The following is a 14,376-nucleotide window of genomic DNA, read 5'->3' as shown; positions in this document are numbered from 1 at the left end:
TCTAGGGCGCGCGGCGAAGGATCTCCAGTATGGGTTCGACGTCTTGTTGCAAATGCTCGGTTAGCTGCTGTTTGCGGCGAAACTGTGCCAGACGCTCGGTCGCATCTGCTGGTGTGGCCAGCAGCAGCGCAAAGTCAGTGACACAGATACAGGTCAAAGCCGGTTTGCTCATGCCGGCTAATTGCACAGCCCGATACAACTTATGCGGGCAAGCTTTTACCCGCTCAGGCGCCTGTAAACAATTGGCTGGATTGGCTTTCGCCGGAAGGCTACATAGCCCGCCCAGTAACAATGCTACTGAAATCAGCGCCCGTGCTGGCATATTATTTTTTCACCGCCTGATAAATTACAAAACCATTGGCTTTAGCCAGAATATTCACCTTACCAAAGGCTTGCTCCAGCAGTTGTTGGTAGGCGAGATGATTATTAGCGACCAGGGTTAAGGTACCACCAGATTGCAGCCGCGCCGCGCTTTGGGCAATAAAGGCTTCACTGATACTGTAGTCGGTTTTAATGCCGGTATGAAAGGGTGGATTGCTGACAATATGCTTAAACAGCTGCGGCTGAGTCGGCAAACCATCAGCGGCAATAACCTGACCACTGAGTTGATTAGCCTGTAAGGTGGCGTTGGTCGCAGCGATAGCCAAAGCGCTGATATCCGAGCAATACAGCTCAATGCCTGGCGCCTGCTGTTTTAGTGCGGCGCCGATAATGCCGGCGCCGCAGGCGAAGTCCAGCACCTTGCCATCCTGGATATGCCCCAGGTGCTGCAGTAACAGCGCCGTGCCGGTATCCAGCTTGCCATGATTAAATACCCCAGGCAGCGAACAGATTGTCAGGTGTTTATCCTTATGTTGGATCCTAAACTGACTGATGGCGCCGGTTTTGAGTTGACTGAGATCGCCTGTGAGTGAAAACCACAGGCAGTGTTTGGCGTTATCCAGTTTATGCGCATGTAACCCCAGCTTCTCGGCGTGATTAACCAGGCTTTTAATACCGCCTTTATTATCACCTACCACATAGAGCTGGGCATCAGGCTGCAGTGCACTGGCAATACGGGCCAGATTATCGGCCAGTAATTCTTTACTCTTGGGATAAAACAACACTGCGGTGGCAAACTGCTGGCTAAAGGCTGGCGTAGCGCTAAAGTAAACCTCGGCACCGGCTTGCTGCCACTGCTGTTTAACGGCGGCATCGGTGGTAAAGCAGCTGATTTGCCCCAGGGCCGGTAACTGGCGGGCCAGTTGGTCGGCTTCTGGCTCGACAAATAATACCGGACCCTGTAAATCGTCCAGGTTGCGTAAAATCAGCTGACTGCTGTTAGCAAGCATTAACTTATCCTTTTAAACATCAGATCCCAGACACCATGGCCCAAGCGCTGGCCGCGTTGTTCGAACTTGGTCAAAGGCCGGTGTTCAGGACGTTCGACATAGGTGTTGTCGGCAGATAAGTTCTGAAAACCCTCGGCAGCTTGCATGACTTCCAGCATATGCTCGGCATAGTTTTCCCAATCGGTCGCCATATGAAACACACCACCGATTTTTAATTTGCTGCGCAGTGCCTGTACAAAGTCTGGCTGCACGATACGTCTTTTATGATGGCGCTTTTTGTGCCAGGGATCCGGGAAAAACAGTTGCACTGTATCCAGGCTTTGCTCTGGAATCATCTCGGCCAACACTTCAACCGCATCATGTTCAAACACTTTCAGATTGCTTACGCCCTGCGCAACGGCTTCGGATAAGCAGGCGCCAACCCCAGGCTTATGCACTTCAATACCGATAAAATCCTGTTCTGGCGCCGCTTTTGCCATCGCCACCAGCGATTTGCCCATGCCAAAGCCAATTTCCAGTACCCGCGGGGCGCTGCGACCAAATAACAGGTCCAGATCCAGTAGTGCCGGCTGATAATCCACGCCATAGCCTGACCAGTGATTTTCCAGCGCCAGTTGTTGGCCCTTGGTTAAGCGGCCTTCACGCAACACGAAAGAGCGGATCCGCCGTAAATAAGGTTGCGTACTGGCATCATCCGGCTGATGGTCGTTTGGCGGTGTGGCCTGGTTGGTCATGCAAAGCTCCAATCTGAAAAATAAGTCGGCTATTATCCTTGGAAACGGTAGCAAGCTCAACCTCGGGCTCTGGTACAATTGGTGCTTTTAAATGGCAGGAGTCGTATTTTTGCAAACTGATACCTGGTTTAGTGAGCAGTTGGTAGCATGGTACCAGCAACATGGCCGCAAAGATTTACCCTGGCAGCAACAGCCCAGCCCCTATAAAACCTGGCTCTCGGAGGTAATGTTACAGCAGACGCAGGTGGTGACGGTCATACCCTATTTTCAGCGCTTTTTCGCCCGTTTCCCGGATGTGAAAGCCCTGGCCGCCGCGCAAACCGACGAGGTGCTGCACTACTGGACCGGTCTTGGTTATTATGCGCGGGCGCGTAATTTACATCAGGCGGCACGGCAGATCGTCGAACTGCATCAGGGCGAATTTCCCACCGAATTTGCACAAGTACTGGCGCTGCCCGGTGTCGGGCGCTCTACCGCCGGCGCTATCCTGTCGTTGTCGCTGGGGCAGCATTATCCGATTTTAGATGGTAACTGCAAGCGGGTACTTAGCCGTTTTGCCGCAGTAAGCGGCTGGCCGGGCGAGAAAAAGGTCGAGCAGCAGCTGTGGCAACTCGCAGAGCGCTATACGCCTAAGGATACAGTAAAGCAGTTTAATCAGGCGATGATGGATTTGGGCGCTTCGCTTTGCAGCCGCAGTAAACCGCGCTGTGCCGAGTGTCCGCTGGCCCGGCATTGTCAGGCGGCGCTTAAGGGCGAGCAGCAAGGTTATCCGGGCAAAAAGCCAAAGAAAGCCTTACCCGAGCAGCAAAGTTTTTGGCTACTGTTAACCGCAGCTGATCAGGTGTTGCTAAAGCAGCGTCCGGCTAGTGGCTTATGGGGCGGCTTATATGGTTTTCTGGAATTTGCCACTGCCGCAGACCGCGAGCAATTTATCGCGCTGCAGGGCCTGGCGGTGCAACAACAAACGGAGCTGGCGACCTTTCGGCATACCTTCAGCCATTTTCATTTATGGATCAATCCACTTTGGCTGCAACTTTCCAGCTTGCCGGCGCGGGTAGAGGAGCAATCTGCCGCGCTCTGGTATACAATAAGTGCCATACCTGAACTGGGGCTGTCGGCCCCGGCAAAAAACCTGCTGCAGCAACTGGCTGCATTAAGTCTGAGCAAGGAAAAATTATGAGCCGTACCGTATTTTGCCAATTTCTGCAAAAAGAGGCACCGGGATTGGATTTCCAGTTCTATCCGGGCGATCTGGGCAAGAAAATTTTCGACAACATCAGCAAAGAAGCCTGGGCACAGTGGCAAGCTAAGCAAGTGATGCTGATTAACGAGAAAAAGCTGAATATGATGAATGTTGAGCATCGCAAGTTGTTAGAGCAGCAGATGGAAGCCTTTTTGTTCCAGGGGCAGGACGTGCAGATTGATGGCTATACGCCACCTGCTAACTAACCGCTGCATTACGCCCGTTTCGGAGACTTATGGCCCGCCGTTTACCGCCGCTTAATGCATTAAAAGCTTTTGAAACTGCTGCCCGGCATCTAAGTTTTACCAAGGCGGCCGAAGAGCTGTATGTGACTCAGGCGGCGATTAGTCACCAGATCAAAGCACTGGAAGATCATCTGGGGCTGAAACTCTTTATGCGGAAAAACCGCTCTTTGCTGCTAACCGAAGAAGGGCAGAGCTATTTTCTCGATATTAAAGAGATCTTTTTGCAGCTACACGAAGCCACCGAAAAATTGCTGGCGCGTGGTGCTAAGGGCTCCCTTACCGTCAGCCTGCAGCCAAGCTTTGCTATTCAGTGGCTGGTACCGCGGTTAAACCAGTTTAGTGAACAGCATCCGGATATCGATGTGCGGATCAAGGCCGTGGATCAGGATGAAGGCTCGCTGACCGATGATGTTGATGTCGCCATTTATTATGGTCGCGGTAACTGGCGTAACCTGCATGCAGATAAATTGCATACCGAATATTTATTGCCGGTGTGCTCGCCGCTGCTATTAAATGGCAGCAAACCGCTGAAAGAGCCAACTGATCTGCGGTTTCATAACCTGCTGCATGATGGCTCACGCCGTGCATGGAAAGCCTGGTTTACTACCCAGGGTTTTAAAAATTTTAATGTCAATCAGGGGCCGATCTTCAGTCATTCCTCGATGGTGCTACAGGCGGCGATTCATGGTCAGGGCGTGGCCTTGGCGCATAATGTACTTGCGCGGCCGGATATTAGCTCTGGCCGGCTGATCGTACCGTTTAATCATGTGCTGATCAGTAAAGACTCTTACTATCTGGTGTGTCGCGAGAGCCAAACCGAGCTTGGCAAGATCACAGCGTTCCGACAATGGATGCTGGATATGGTCAGTGCCGAGCAGGCCGAATTTGCCGAGCAGCAGTTTACCAATGCGGTGGCAATGGATGATTAAATGCTAGCTAATCCTCTGGTATTGCTGGCATTGTTAATAGTGCTGCGAGTGCTGGCATGACAGCAGTGGCCAGGTTATTACTTTGCCATGGCGCCGGCGCCGGTTGTGATAGCGCTTTTATGCAGCAGCTGGCCGCAGCGCTGCAGCAACAGCAGATAGAAGTAGCGCTGTTCGAGTTTGCTTATATGCAGCGTAAACGCGAACTCGGTACGCCGGTGCCGCCGCCTAAAGTTGCCAGTTTGCTGCCGGAGTTAGCGGCGGCGATAAAGGCGCTGGGTGACGATTTGCCGCTGTTTATTGGCGGTAAATCAATGGGTGGGCGTGTTGCGTCGCTGCTGGCCGCGCTGCCTGAATCTTTGGAGGAGCGGGTTGGGGCGGTATTTGCTTATGGCTATCCGTTTCATCCACCGCGCAAAGTACAGTGGCGTACCGGGCATTTTTCTGAGCTTAGCCGGCCGCTTATTATAATGCAGGGCGAGCGGGATCCCTTTGGCAACTATGCTGAACTGAGCGCGCTGATGTCAGCTTGGCCCGAGGTGACCTTACACTGGTTAAAAACAGCGGATCATGATTTTCAGCCACTTAAAAGTAGCGGCCTGAGCCAGCGCCAATTAATAGCGCAGGCCGCCGAGTTTACCCGCGGGAGTATCGATGCAATTCTGGCTAAAGTTAAGTACTAGTCTGGCAGCTTTATACGGCGGCGCAGTAGTGGCGCTTTCGGCAGCACTGATGCATTTATGGCACAGCAGCTTAACGGAACTGGCGACAGGCCGGGTATTGGCTGCCTTAGCAATGCTGGCATTACATGCTTTAGGTTTGCTGTTGTTAAATGTCTGGCAGCCGACGAAGCTGTTATTGGCCGTCAGACTGTGTTGGCATCTGGGTGTCTGGCTGTTTTGTTGGACACTGTTAAGCGGCGTTTTTGCCTTGCCGCTACATATTTCTGCTTTGGCCCCGCTGGGGGGCCAGAGCTTTATTTTAGGTTGGCTGCTTCTGGCCATCGCAAGCTGGCGCCAGACAAGCTGGCATAGAGAGTAAGATGAAACAATTATTAGTATATTGCCGCGCCGGCTTTGAGAAAGAAGCGGCGGCTGAGCTACAGGAGCAGGCCGCAGCCTTTGCGGTATTTGGTTTTTGTAAACTGAAAGCCAACAGCGCCTTTGTGATCTTTGAGGCCTATGACAGTGAAGCGTTACAGCGCTTTTACCGCGATTTCGATTTTCACCACTTTATCTTTATCCGGCAGTGGTTATTGCTGCTAAGCGGCGAACTGGAGCTGCCAGCCCAGGATCGGATCGCGCCCGTACTGCAGGCCGCACTGGCGGAAGAACTCAGCGGCTGTGGTAGCTTGCGGGTGGAATTCCCTGATACGAACGATGGCAAGACGTTATCGACACTGGCACGCAAGCTGACTGTGCCGCTGCGCCAGTCCTTGCGTCAGGCTGGGGTGATGCTGCAAAAAGAACATAAACGTGCGCCGGTTTTGCACTTGTTTTTATTAAGTGGCACCAGCGGTTATCTGGGTTTGTCTTACCCGGAGAATAATTCTGCGCTGGAAAACGGTATTATGCGGCTGAAGTTCCCGCCGGAAGCACCTAGTCGTAGTACGTTAAAGTTGGAAGAAGCCTTTATTACTTTTATCCCTAAAGATGAATGGGAAACCCGGCTCGCGCCAGGTATGCAGGCGGTGGATTTGGGTGCCTGCCCGGGTGGCTGGACCTATCAGCTGGTAAAACGCAGCATGATGGTGACCGCTATCGACAATGGTCCCATGGCTGAGTCGCTAATGGAAACGGGGCAGGTGAAGCATCTGATGGTGGATGGTTTTAAATTTGTCCCCGCCAAGAAAAATGTTTACTGGTTGGTTTGCGATATGATTGAGCAGCCGCAGCGCGTTGCCGCGCGTATTGCAGACTGGTTAATTCAGGGTTGGTGTCAGGAAACCATCTTTAACCTGAAATTACCGATGAAAAGACGCTACGAGACCGTAAAAGAAGTACTGGCTGCGTTTGAGCAACAGTTGCAGGAAGCGGGATTCCGATACCAACTGCAGGCGCGGCATCTGTACCATGACCGGGAAGAGGTCACGGTACATGTGCAGCCGATTAAGCGCTAAAAAGCTAATCAGTAAGCTGCAGGGTTAGCCACACCAGTCGGTGATCTGAACTGGCATCACGGGTGCCGACTAACCGATAGTCGGCGTCGGCTTTTGCCGGCCAGAATATCCCACCATCTGTAATGTTAAACCCTTGCCTGGAAGGCAGTACATAGTCTGCCCGCATCCGCCAGCCAGCGGTATGGCGGGCGCCAAATTCCCGATCCGGACTATGCTCTGCACCCCCTACACTAGTCGGGATAAAATCACTGTTTACTTTTTGATGCTTTATTAAAGCACTGATCCCAGCCAGTAGCGCATCGCCTTCGCCTTCGGCGGAAGCATTAAGATCTCCGAGAATTACAAAACGTGCATCACCGAGCAGGCCACCTTTACTACCCTGATCATCGTAGATATAACCCGACTGCTCTGACATTAAATAATCAGCCCAAAAGCGGATTTCATCGTGGTTGCGTTTACCGTTACGATTTTCCGGGCCATCAAACACCGGTGGTGTTGGGTGACTGGCCAGCACGTGGATTGTTATACCGTCGACCTGAACCGGAATATCCCAGTGTGCTTTTGAAGAGAGTGGGAATTGCTGCCAGGCATCATTGCTATACCAGGCTGAACCGTCGGCTTTGGTGGTAACCAAGTGGCCTGGCATATCCTGCCACTTAAAGTGTTGGAAGGTCCGCACCTGATCAAGCGCGATCGGATATTTAGACAACAACACCATACCGTATTGTCCGGGGTAAAAGCCAAACCCCCAGGCATCGGCGCCAACGCCGGTGGCTTCGCCATCGTTATCCAAATCAAAAGGGCTTGGCTGTCCGGTGTTTACGGTATTGTAATAATAGTAGGGATAATCAATTGGCTCGCTGCCTGCCTGAGGTTGTTGCAAGTAGTTTTTAATAAAGGCTTCGATACCCTGAGCTGGGTTCTCAATATAGTCGAATTCATTTAATAGCAGAATGTCGGGCCGGACCCGCTGAATGATCGCGGCAATGTTTTTAACCTGCGGATGCTCGCCATTTGCCAGCACATCAATCAATACCTGAGTGTTGCCTCTGGTGCCTCGCGGTAAGTAGTTTTCCGCTTCCATACTGACGTTAAAGGTAGCGACAGTGATTTGCTGTGTGGCCATAAGCACCTGACTGTTGAGTAAAAAAAAGCCAACACAAAGTTTGGCGATCAAACGTTGAAGCATTGCTGTTCCCGATATAACGAAAAGGTCAATCAGCATAGCCAGTCGATAACAGAAGATCCAGTCTTGGCCGGGCAAGCTGGCTGATTATGTCAGGGGTGTCGGAAAGGGGAGATGTTTTTGAGAAAAGATAAATTTAAATGGAGCTTTTTTCGTTGATTTTCTGCACTATTATTCGCATCAGAAATTAGACATGTTACACTAATAAGACGGGATGGCTTTGACAAGTGACATTGGGATTAGTTCCCGTAAGTTGCAGTCACTGTAACGAAAATGACATATTTTTCGTTTAGGCTTCTGTACCAGATTGAAAGCAATCTTTGAAAACTAAATCAGATTTAGCATAAAACCCACAACTACCAGGTGAAAACGATATGAAAATTAGACATTTAGCGATGGCTGTAACGCTTGCGCTCGGCGTAAGCAACATAGCATTTGCTGATACATCTTCTGCAATTCGTGGTAACGTTGTTACTGCAACAGGTGAAGTTGCAGCTAATGCCCGCGTCGAAATTTTACACGTGCCGTCAGGTACCCGTTCCGTTGCTACAACGAACCAAAGCGGTGCTTTCGCCAGTTCAGGTTTACGCGTTGGTGGGCCGTATACCATTACGATCACCAGTGCACAAGGCACTAAAGTTTATAATAATATCTTTATTTCACTTGGTGAATCTTTCCGGATTAATGCTGAGTTAGAGCCGCAGCAGGTTGAGCGTATTGCTGTAACAGGGACCGCTATTCTCGCGGGTAACACAGGTAGCAGCAGCTATTTTGGTGCTAATGACGTTGCAAATACTCCAAGCTTTGACCGCGATATTAAAGATGTTGTGCGTAATAACCCTTTAGCTGTTCTGACAGCAAAAGATGGTGAGTTAGTGGTTGCTGGTACTAACCCTCGTTTTAACAGTATTAGTATTGATGGTATTGCACAGAACGATGACTTCGGTTTGAATGCTAACGGTTACCCAACCACACGCTCGCCGATCTCTTTAGATGCGATCGATCAGATTACTATCGATGTTTCTCCGTTCAATGCCAAAGATAGCGGTTTCCAAGGCGCGAAAATCAATGCCGTTACCAAGTCTGGTACCAATAAGTTTAACGGCAGCGTGATGTATGAAAAGCAAAACGACAAGTGGGCTGGTACACCAAAAGACGGTCGTACTGAGCGTCCACTAAGATTTGACGAATACACCTGGGGTGCTACGGCTGGTGGCGCTATCGTTCAGGATAAACTGTTCTATTTCGTTTCTTACGAATTCTATGAAGCTGATACGCCGATCGAATGGGGTCCAGCTGGTAGCAGCGCGGCCAACACGACAGTTGCAACCTTATCAGACTATGAAGAGGTTCGCCGCATTGCCCGTGATGTCTACGGAGTTGACGCAGGTAGCTGGGATTTCACACCCGTAACGGACGACAAGAAGTTACTGGTCAAGCTGGACTGGAACATTAACCAAGACCACCGTGCAGCTTTTACCTACCAGTACAACAAAGGCAACAGAACAGCTAACACTACTTCTGCAGCTAACCGTCTGCGTTTATCTTCGCACTGGTACAACCGTATTGAAGATCTTAACAACTATGCTTTTAAACTTTATTCAGACTGGACGCCAGATTTTTCTACTCAGTTCAGTCTGACCTATATTGATAACCCTACTACCCAGGCCTCATTCGGTGACTTCGGTGATATCACGGTAAATATCGGCGTAGGTAGCAATAATATTGGTATGGGTTCTGATTTCTCGCGTCACTCTAACGAGCTGAACAAGAAATCAACCATCATTGCGATGGATGCGGATTACCTGTTAGGCGACCATAATCTGAGCTTTGGCTATCAGTTTAAGCGCCTGGATATTTTTAATATGTTCTTACAGAACACCAAGGGCTCTTACACTTTCAACAGTCTTGCTGACTTTGAAAACAGAATTGCTTCTCGCCTGATCTATCAAAACGCGACCAGTCTGAACCCAGCTGACGCTGCTGCTGAGTTTGTGCGCGACGAACATGCATTCTATGTACATGACCAGTGGTTTGCCGCCGATAATCTGCAAATCGATATCGGTGTACGTTACGAGATGCTGGCGTCTAGTGATGTGCCTAAATTTAACCAGCAGGCAAAAGATCGCACAGGATTTGACAACACTGAAAACCTGGATGGCTTAGGTATTTTCCTGCCACGCTTCGGTTTTAAATGGGATGCCGCTGATGATCTGACGATTCGTGGCGGTATTGGTCGCTTCTCTGGTGGTCAACCAACTGTTTGGATTTCAAACGCTTACTCAAATCCGGGTGTCGGTATCGCACAATTTGATATTCGTAATACCACTAACAGCCCGTTAGCCGCTGCTTTAGTTGGCGTAGATATCAAGGACGTTCCGCAGGCGTTTAAAGATGCCGTTGCTAACTCATCTGTGTTTGCTGGCACCAACTTCACTGATCCTAACTTTAAGATGCCTTCTGACTGGCGCTTCCAGTTAGCGGCCGATTACATGATTAATATTCCGTATATTGCAGATGATGTAATGTGGACCACGGAATATATGTATAAGAAGCCTGAAAATACTGCGTTCTGGATCGACCCAAGTCTGACAGGCCGCGAAGCAGGTTTTACTGCTGACGGTCAACGTATTATTTATAATGCTTCTCAGCCACGCGATATTATGCTGACCAATGCTGATAAAGAAGGTCGTTCGAAGATCTTCAGCACTATGCTGAGCAAAGCTTGGGATAACGGTATTCGTGTGACTACCTCTTATACCAATCAGGATATTACGGACGCTCATACCAGTACCAGTTCAACTGCCAGCAGTAACTTCGGTTTCAATACCGTAATTAACCGTAACGAAGCACTGGTTGGTCGTTCAGCCTTTGAAACTGAACATCGCTTTGTGGTGAACTTTGGCTATGAACACGAGTTTTTCGCAGGTTATAAAACTAACGTTAATATGTTCTACGAGCGTCGTTCTGGTAAGCCGATCACTTACTTCTTGAACGGTAACAATACCTCCTTCAATAATAGTACTGGTTTCGGTAATCCATACGATTTGCTGAGCCCAGGTACTACGTCAAATGCTCTGTTGGTATATATCCCAACGGCGAATGACCCAAATGTGGTGTTCTTGAACGATGCGGCACGTACCAACTTCTTCAATACCATCAATGCATTGGGCTTGGATAAGTATGCTGGCGGTTATGCGCCTCGTGGTTCAAGCACCACCCCATGGGTGACGACACTGGATCTGAACTTCCGTCAGGAAATCCCGGGTCTGTTAGAGGGCCATAAAGGCACCTTCTACTTCACTATCGCTAACTTCCTGAACCTGTTAGACAGTTCACAAGGTCGTGTCTATGGTAGTGATTTCGGTACTATTCAGTTGGTTGACTTCACAATCAATCCAACTACTGGCCAGTACGTTTATGGTAACGTTACCAGCAACACTAACAACTACGATAAGTTCTACAACCAGTTCTCTACCTGGAGACTGAAAATGGGTGTGAGCTACCGCTTCTAATGATTTAGTGATCGTAAAAATGCCAGTCAGTTGACTGGCATTTTTTTTGGAAGTTTTTATTCCTAAACACGGCGTTATTAGCGATAATTACCAGCTATTTGCAATTCTTCGGGCTGTTTTATGGGTAAAAGAACCATTATCGCTATCGCCGGTGCGTCAGCATCCGGTAAAAGTTTATTCGCTTCAACGGTTTACCAGGAGCTGGTAGCAGAGTTGGGTGGTGAACGGATTGCGATCCTGTCCGAAGATGCTTACTACCGCGATCAGAGCCATTTGTCTTTTGATCAGCGTATTCTGACCAACTATGATCATCCTTCGGCTTTTGAGCATGAGTTGCTGGTCGAGCATTTACAAGCACTGCGTGCCGGTCAGACAATTGCGATGCCGCAATATAGTTATAAATTACATACCCGTACCGAAGAAACCATTAAAGTTCAGCCTGCCAAGGTGATTCTGGTTGAGGGGATCCTGTTATTGACTGATGAAAAACTGCGTGAACAGTTTGATATCTCCGTGTTTATGGACACACCCTTGGATATTTGTTTATTACGCCGGATTAAGCGTGATTTGGAAGACCGCGGTCGTAGTTTGTCTTCGGTAACTGAACAATATGAAACTACGGTTCGTCCAGCCTTTTTTGAATTTATCGCTCCTTCCAAACAATATGCCGATCTGGTGGTCACCCGCGGTGGTAAAAACCAGATTGCTATCGATATTATAAAAGCAAAAATCCGCCAGCTATTGTCGGAATAACAACCAGGAAAACATTATGATGGGATTAGTGGGCATTGCCGCCCTGTTATTAGTCGCCTATTTGGCGTCGGCGAATCGTAGCCGGATCAACTGGCGTACTGTCGGTGGCGCCTTTGCCATTCAGATTGCCATTGGTGCCTTTGTGCTTTACGTGCCTGTTGGTCAGGAAGTGTTATATAGCATTTCGCAAGTTGTCGCCAACGTCATTGGCTATGCTAACGCCGGTATTCTATTTTTGTTTGGCGATTTGGGTAATTTCTCGCAAGGCTTTATTTTTGCGATTCATGTACTAACTATCATCATATTTTTCTCGTCATTAATAGCGGTGTTATATCACGTTGGCATTATGACCTGGGTGATTCGTTTGATTGGTGGCGGTTTACAAAAGTTACTGGGTACCAGCCGGCCAGAGTCAATGTCCGCCGCAGCCAATATCTTTGTTGGTCAGACGGAAGCGCCACTTATTGTTAAACCTTTTATCCCAACCATGACCCGTTCCGAGTTGTTTGCTGTGATGGTAGGGGGGCTGGCATCGGTAGCTGGTTCGGTATTAGCCGGCTATGCTGGTTTAGGTGTGGAGTTAAAGTATCTGATTGCCGCCAGCTTTATGGCGGCGCCAGGTGGCTTTTTAATGGCCAAGATGATTCTGCCAGAGACCGAAACACCCAAAAATGATCTGGCAGAGATTACCACTGAAAAGCCGCATACCAATCTGATTGATGCCGCAGCCGCAGGGGCTTCCAGTGGTATGCAGCTGGCACTGAATGTTGGTGCTATGTTATTGGCTTTTGTTGGTTTAATCGCTCTGGTTAATGGCATTGTCGGTGGAGTCGGTGGTTGGCTGGGTAAAGACGATCTTACTTTACAACTGATTTTCGGTTACGTATTCCAACCATTGGCTTTTATTCTGGGCGTGTCTTGGGAAGAAGCCCGCGCGGCTGGCAGTTTTATCGGTCAAAAGCTGGTGATTAATGAATTTGTCGCATACCTCGACTTTGTGCAGGTGAAAGAGCAGTTAAGCGCCCATACTCAGGTGATAGTTACTATCGCTCTGTGTGGCTTCGCCAATTTCTCATCAATTGCCATTTTGTTAGGCGGCCTGGGTGGTATGGCGCCAGGCCGGCGCGCTGATATTGCCGAGTTGGGTTTAAAAGCCTTACTTGCTGCAACATTAGCGAATTTAATGAGCGCTGCGATTGCAGGGTTCTTTTTTTCTTTAGGCTAAAAACAGGTCTTTTATATGACTCAACATGTTCCAACGTTGGATATAAGACGGTTTGCCACCGACAAAGATAACTTTGTTGCCGAAATTGGCAAGGCCTATACTGAGTTTGGATTTTGTGGCATTAGTGGTCACGGTATCCCGGATGAGGTAATAGAGAACACTTATCAAGCTATAAAGCAGTTTTTTGCACTGCCAACCGAAGTAAAAGCCAAGTATCATCAGCCGGGTCAGGGTGGGGCACGTGGCTATACCGGTTTTGGTGTGGAAAAAGCCAAGGATTCTAATCACCCGGATCTAAAAGAATTCTGGCATGTTGGTCGGGAGTTGGATATCCCGGCACCGCATCCCAGTTTGTATCCAAATGTCTGGCCAGCTGAAGTACCAGAATTCAAAGACGCGACTTATCGTTTATATACCGAACTGGAAAAGTTGGGTAACCGGGTACTGGAAGCGCTGGCGCTTTTCCTGGGGCAACAGCAGTCGTACTTTGCCGACAAGGTTAATTACGGTAATTCCATTCTGCGGCCTATTCACTATCCGCCGATTAAGGACACCTCAACCCAATCAATCCGGGCTGGTCAGCATGAAGATATTAACCTGATCACCTTATTGGTGGGCTCTAATGAGGCGGGACTGGAAATTTTACGCCGCGATGGTAGCTGGTTACCGGTGACCACCATTGAAGGCACTATTGTGGTCAATATCGGCGATATGCTGCAGCGCTTAACTAACCATGTACTGCCATCAACGACGCATCGGGTGGTGAACCCGGCGGGTGCAGCGGCGGGTGAGCCTCGTTATTCTATCCCGTTTTTTATGCATCCGAATCCGGATTATGTAATTGAAACCTTAGCCAGCTGTATCAGTGCTGAGCGGCCAAACCGCTATCCGGAGCCGATTAACTCTAACGACTATCTGATGCAACGTCTGGAAGAGATTGGCTTGCTGAAAAAAGGCCCAAAAGGCTAAAACGCTGCTAAATTGTGCAACCGCGCTTATCAGGCTGAAAATCGTATTGACGCGGCCTGATAAGTCGCTATACTGCACGCCACGTTAAGCGCACTGCGCAAAACGTTATGCAGATGTGGTGGAATTGGTA

Annotated in this window: 14 protein-coding genes; 10 read left to right on the top strand and 4 right to left on the bottom strand. The window is 49.2% G+C overall.

Annotated features, from left to right (window positions below; all coding sequences use genetic code 11):
* Position 1: 1 nt before the first annotated feature.
* Genes AAY72_RS03300 through trmB form a run of 3 tightly spaced genes read right to left on the bottom strand, consistent with a single transcriptional unit; the run spans position 2 to position 2,065 of the window.
* A complete protein-coding gene (locus AAY72_RS03300) occupies positions 2-322 on the bottom strand; it encodes a hypothetical protein (protein WP_057785570.1) in 321 nt (106 codons plus the stop codon).
* A gap of 1 nt (position 323) precedes the next feature.
* A complete protein-coding gene (locus AAY72_RS03295) occupies positions 324-1,331 on the bottom strand; it encodes a class I SAM-dependent methyltransferase (protein ID WP_057785569.1) in 1,008 nt (335 codons plus the stop codon).
* Entirely contained in the window at positions 1,331-2,065 is a 735-nt protein-coding gene (gene trmB / locus AAY72_RS03290; RefSeq protein ID WP_057785568.1) for a tRNA (guanosine(46)-N7)-methyltransferase TrmB, read from the bottom strand. The genes AAY72_RS03295 and trmB overlap by 1 nt, the downstream gene beginning before the upstream one ends.
* A gap of 109 nt (positions 2,066-2,174) precedes the next feature.
* Between trmB and mutY the strand changes: the two genes are divergently transcribed.
* The 6 genes from mutY to rlmM are packed head-to-tail and all read left to right on the top strand — an operon-like array spanning position 2,175 to position 6,598.
* The gene (gene mutY / locus AAY72_RS03285; RefSeq protein WP_057785567.1) at positions 2,175-3,245 is read left to right on the top strand and encodes an A/G-specific adenine glycosylase; all 1,071 of its coding nucleotides are present in this window, start codon (positions 2,175-2,177) and stop codon (positions 3,243-3,245) included.
* Positions 3,242-3,514 carry an oxidative damage protection protein gene (locus AAY72_RS03280; RefSeq protein ID WP_008608644.1) on the top strand — a complete coding sequence of 91 codons (273 nt, stop codon included), beginning with the start codon at positions 3,242-3,244 and terminating at the stop codon, positions 3,512-3,514. Before mutY ends, AAY72_RS03280 begins: the two co-directional genes overlap by 4 nt.
* Before the next feature lie 29 nt (positions 3,515-3,543).
* Entirely contained in the window at positions 3,544-4,482 is a 939-nt protein-coding gene (locus AAY72_RS03275) for a transcriptional regulator GcvA (protein WP_008608642.1), read from the top strand.
* Positions 4,483-4,538: 56 nt separating this feature from the next.
* Complete coding sequence (locus AAY72_RS03270) at positions 4,539-5,162, top strand: alpha/beta family hydrolase (RefSeq protein WP_057785566.1); 624 nt, start codon at positions 4,539-4,541, stop codon at positions 5,160-5,162.
* Complete coding sequence (locus AAY72_RS03265; RefSeq protein ID WP_057785565.1) at positions 5,134-5,520, top strand: hypothetical protein; 387 nt, start codon at positions 5,134-5,136, stop codon at positions 5,518-5,520. Before AAY72_RS03270 ends, AAY72_RS03265 begins: the two co-directional genes overlap by 29 nt.
* 1 nt (position 5,521) lies before the next feature.
* The gene (gene rlmM / locus AAY72_RS03260; protein ID WP_057785564.1) at positions 5,522-6,598 is read left to right on the top strand and encodes a 23S rRNA (cytidine(2498)-2'-O)-methyltransferase RlmM; all 1,077 of its coding nucleotides are present in this window, start codon (positions 5,522-5,524) and stop codon (positions 6,596-6,598) included.
* 4 nt (positions 6,599-6,602) lie between these two features.
* On the opposite strand, the gene AAY72_RS03255 is transcribed toward rlmM, so the two are convergent.
* Positions 6,603-7,787 carry an endonuclease/exonuclease/phosphatase family protein gene (locus tag AAY72_RS03255; protein ID WP_057785563.1) on the bottom strand — a complete coding sequence of 395 codons (1,185 nt, stop codon included), beginning with the start codon at positions 7,785-7,787 and terminating at the stop codon, positions 6,603-6,605.
* Positions 7,788-8,158: 371 nt separating this feature from the next.
* Between AAY72_RS03255 and AAY72_RS03250 the strand changes: the two genes are divergently transcribed.
* From AAY72_RS03250 to AAY72_RS03235, 4 genes are all read left to right on the top strand, one after another.
* Positions 8,159-11,299 (top strand): TonB-dependent receptor domain-containing protein, encoded by a 3,141-nt coding sequence (locus tag AAY72_RS03250; RefSeq protein ID WP_057785562.1) that lies wholly within the window; start codon positions 8,159-8,161, stop codon positions 11,297-11,299.
* A gap of 120 nt (positions 11,300-11,419) precedes the next feature.
* Positions 11,420-12,052 carry a uridine kinase gene (udk, locus tag AAY72_RS03245; RefSeq protein WP_008985861.1) on the top strand — a complete coding sequence of 211 codons (633 nt, stop codon included), beginning with the start codon at positions 11,420-11,422 and terminating at the stop codon, positions 12,050-12,052.
* A 16-nt stretch (positions 12,053-12,068) separates the two neighbouring features.
* Positions 12,069-13,277 (top strand): NupC/NupG family nucleoside CNT transporter, encoded by a 1,209-nt coding sequence (locus AAY72_RS03240; protein WP_057785561.1) that lies wholly within the window; start codon positions 12,069-12,071, stop codon positions 13,275-13,277.
* A 15-nt stretch (positions 13,278-13,292) separates the two neighbouring features.
* Positions 13,293-14,246 carry an isopenicillin N synthase family oxygenase gene (locus AAY72_RS03235; protein ID WP_057785560.1) on the top strand — a complete coding sequence of 318 codons (954 nt, stop codon included), beginning with the start codon at positions 13,293-13,295 and terminating at the stop codon, positions 14,244-14,246.
* Positions 14,247-14,376: the final 130 nt, after the last annotated feature.

Source organism: Alishewanella sp. WH16-1 (assembly GCF_001441695.1).
GTDB classification, from domain to species: domain Bacteria; phylum Pseudomonadota; class Gammaproteobacteria; order Enterobacterales; family Alteromonadaceae; genus Alishewanella; species Alishewanella agri.
Note: the sequence above shows the minus strand (reverse complement) of the source record. Positions and strands in the feature narration are given on the sequence as shown.

Bases quoted from the DNA above. Each gene is read 5' to 3' on its own strand.
- udk (WP_008985861.1), top strand. From the start codon at position 11,420: ATGGGTAAAAGAACCATTATCGCTATCGCCGGTGCGTCAGCATCCGGT.
- AAY72_RS03275 (WP_008608642.1), top strand. From the start codon at position 3,544: ATGGCCCGCCGTTTACCGCCGCTTAATGCATTAAAAGCTTTTGAAACT.
- AAY72_RS03280 (WP_008608644.1), top strand. From the start codon at position 3,242: ATGAGCCGTACCGTATTTTGCCAATTTCTGCAAAAAGAGGCACCGGGA.
- trmB (WP_057785568.1), bottom strand. From the start codon at position 2,065: ATGACCAACCAGGCCACACCGCCAAACGACCATCAGCCGGATGATGCC.
- AAY72_RS03235 (WP_057785560.1), top strand. From the start codon at position 13,293: ATGACTCAACATGTTCCAACGTTGGATATAAGACGGTTTGCCACCGAC.
- AAY72_RS03265 (WP_057785565.1), top strand. From the start codon at position 5,134: ATGCAATTCTGGCTAAAGTTAAGTACTAGTCTGGCAGCTTTATACGGC.
- AAY72_RS03240 (WP_057785561.1), top strand. From the start codon at position 12,069: ATGATGGGATTAGTGGGCATTGCCGCCCTGTTATTAGTCGCCTATTTG.
- rlmM (WP_057785564.1), top strand. From the start codon at position 5,522: ATGAAACAATTATTAGTATATTGCCGCGCCGGCTTTGAGAAAGAAGCG.
- AAY72_RS03295 (WP_057785569.1), bottom strand. From the start codon at position 1,331: ATGCTTGCTAACAGCAGTCAGCTGATTTTACGCAACCTGGACGATTTA.
- AAY72_RS03250 (WP_057785562.1), top strand. From the start codon at position 8,159: ATGAAAATTAGACATTTAGCGATGGCTGTAACGCTTGCGCTCGGCGTA.
- AAY72_RS03300 (WP_057785570.1), bottom strand. From the start codon at position 322: ATGCCAGCACGGGCGCTGATTTCAGTAGCATTGTTACTGGGCGGGCTA.
- AAY72_RS03255 (WP_057785563.1), bottom strand. From the start codon at position 7,787: ATGCTTCAACGTTTGATCGCCAAACTTTGTGTTGGCTTTTTTTTACTC.
- AAY72_RS03270 (WP_057785566.1), top strand. From the start codon at position 4,539: ATGACAGCAGTGGCCAGGTTATTACTTTGCCATGGCGCCGGCGCCGGT.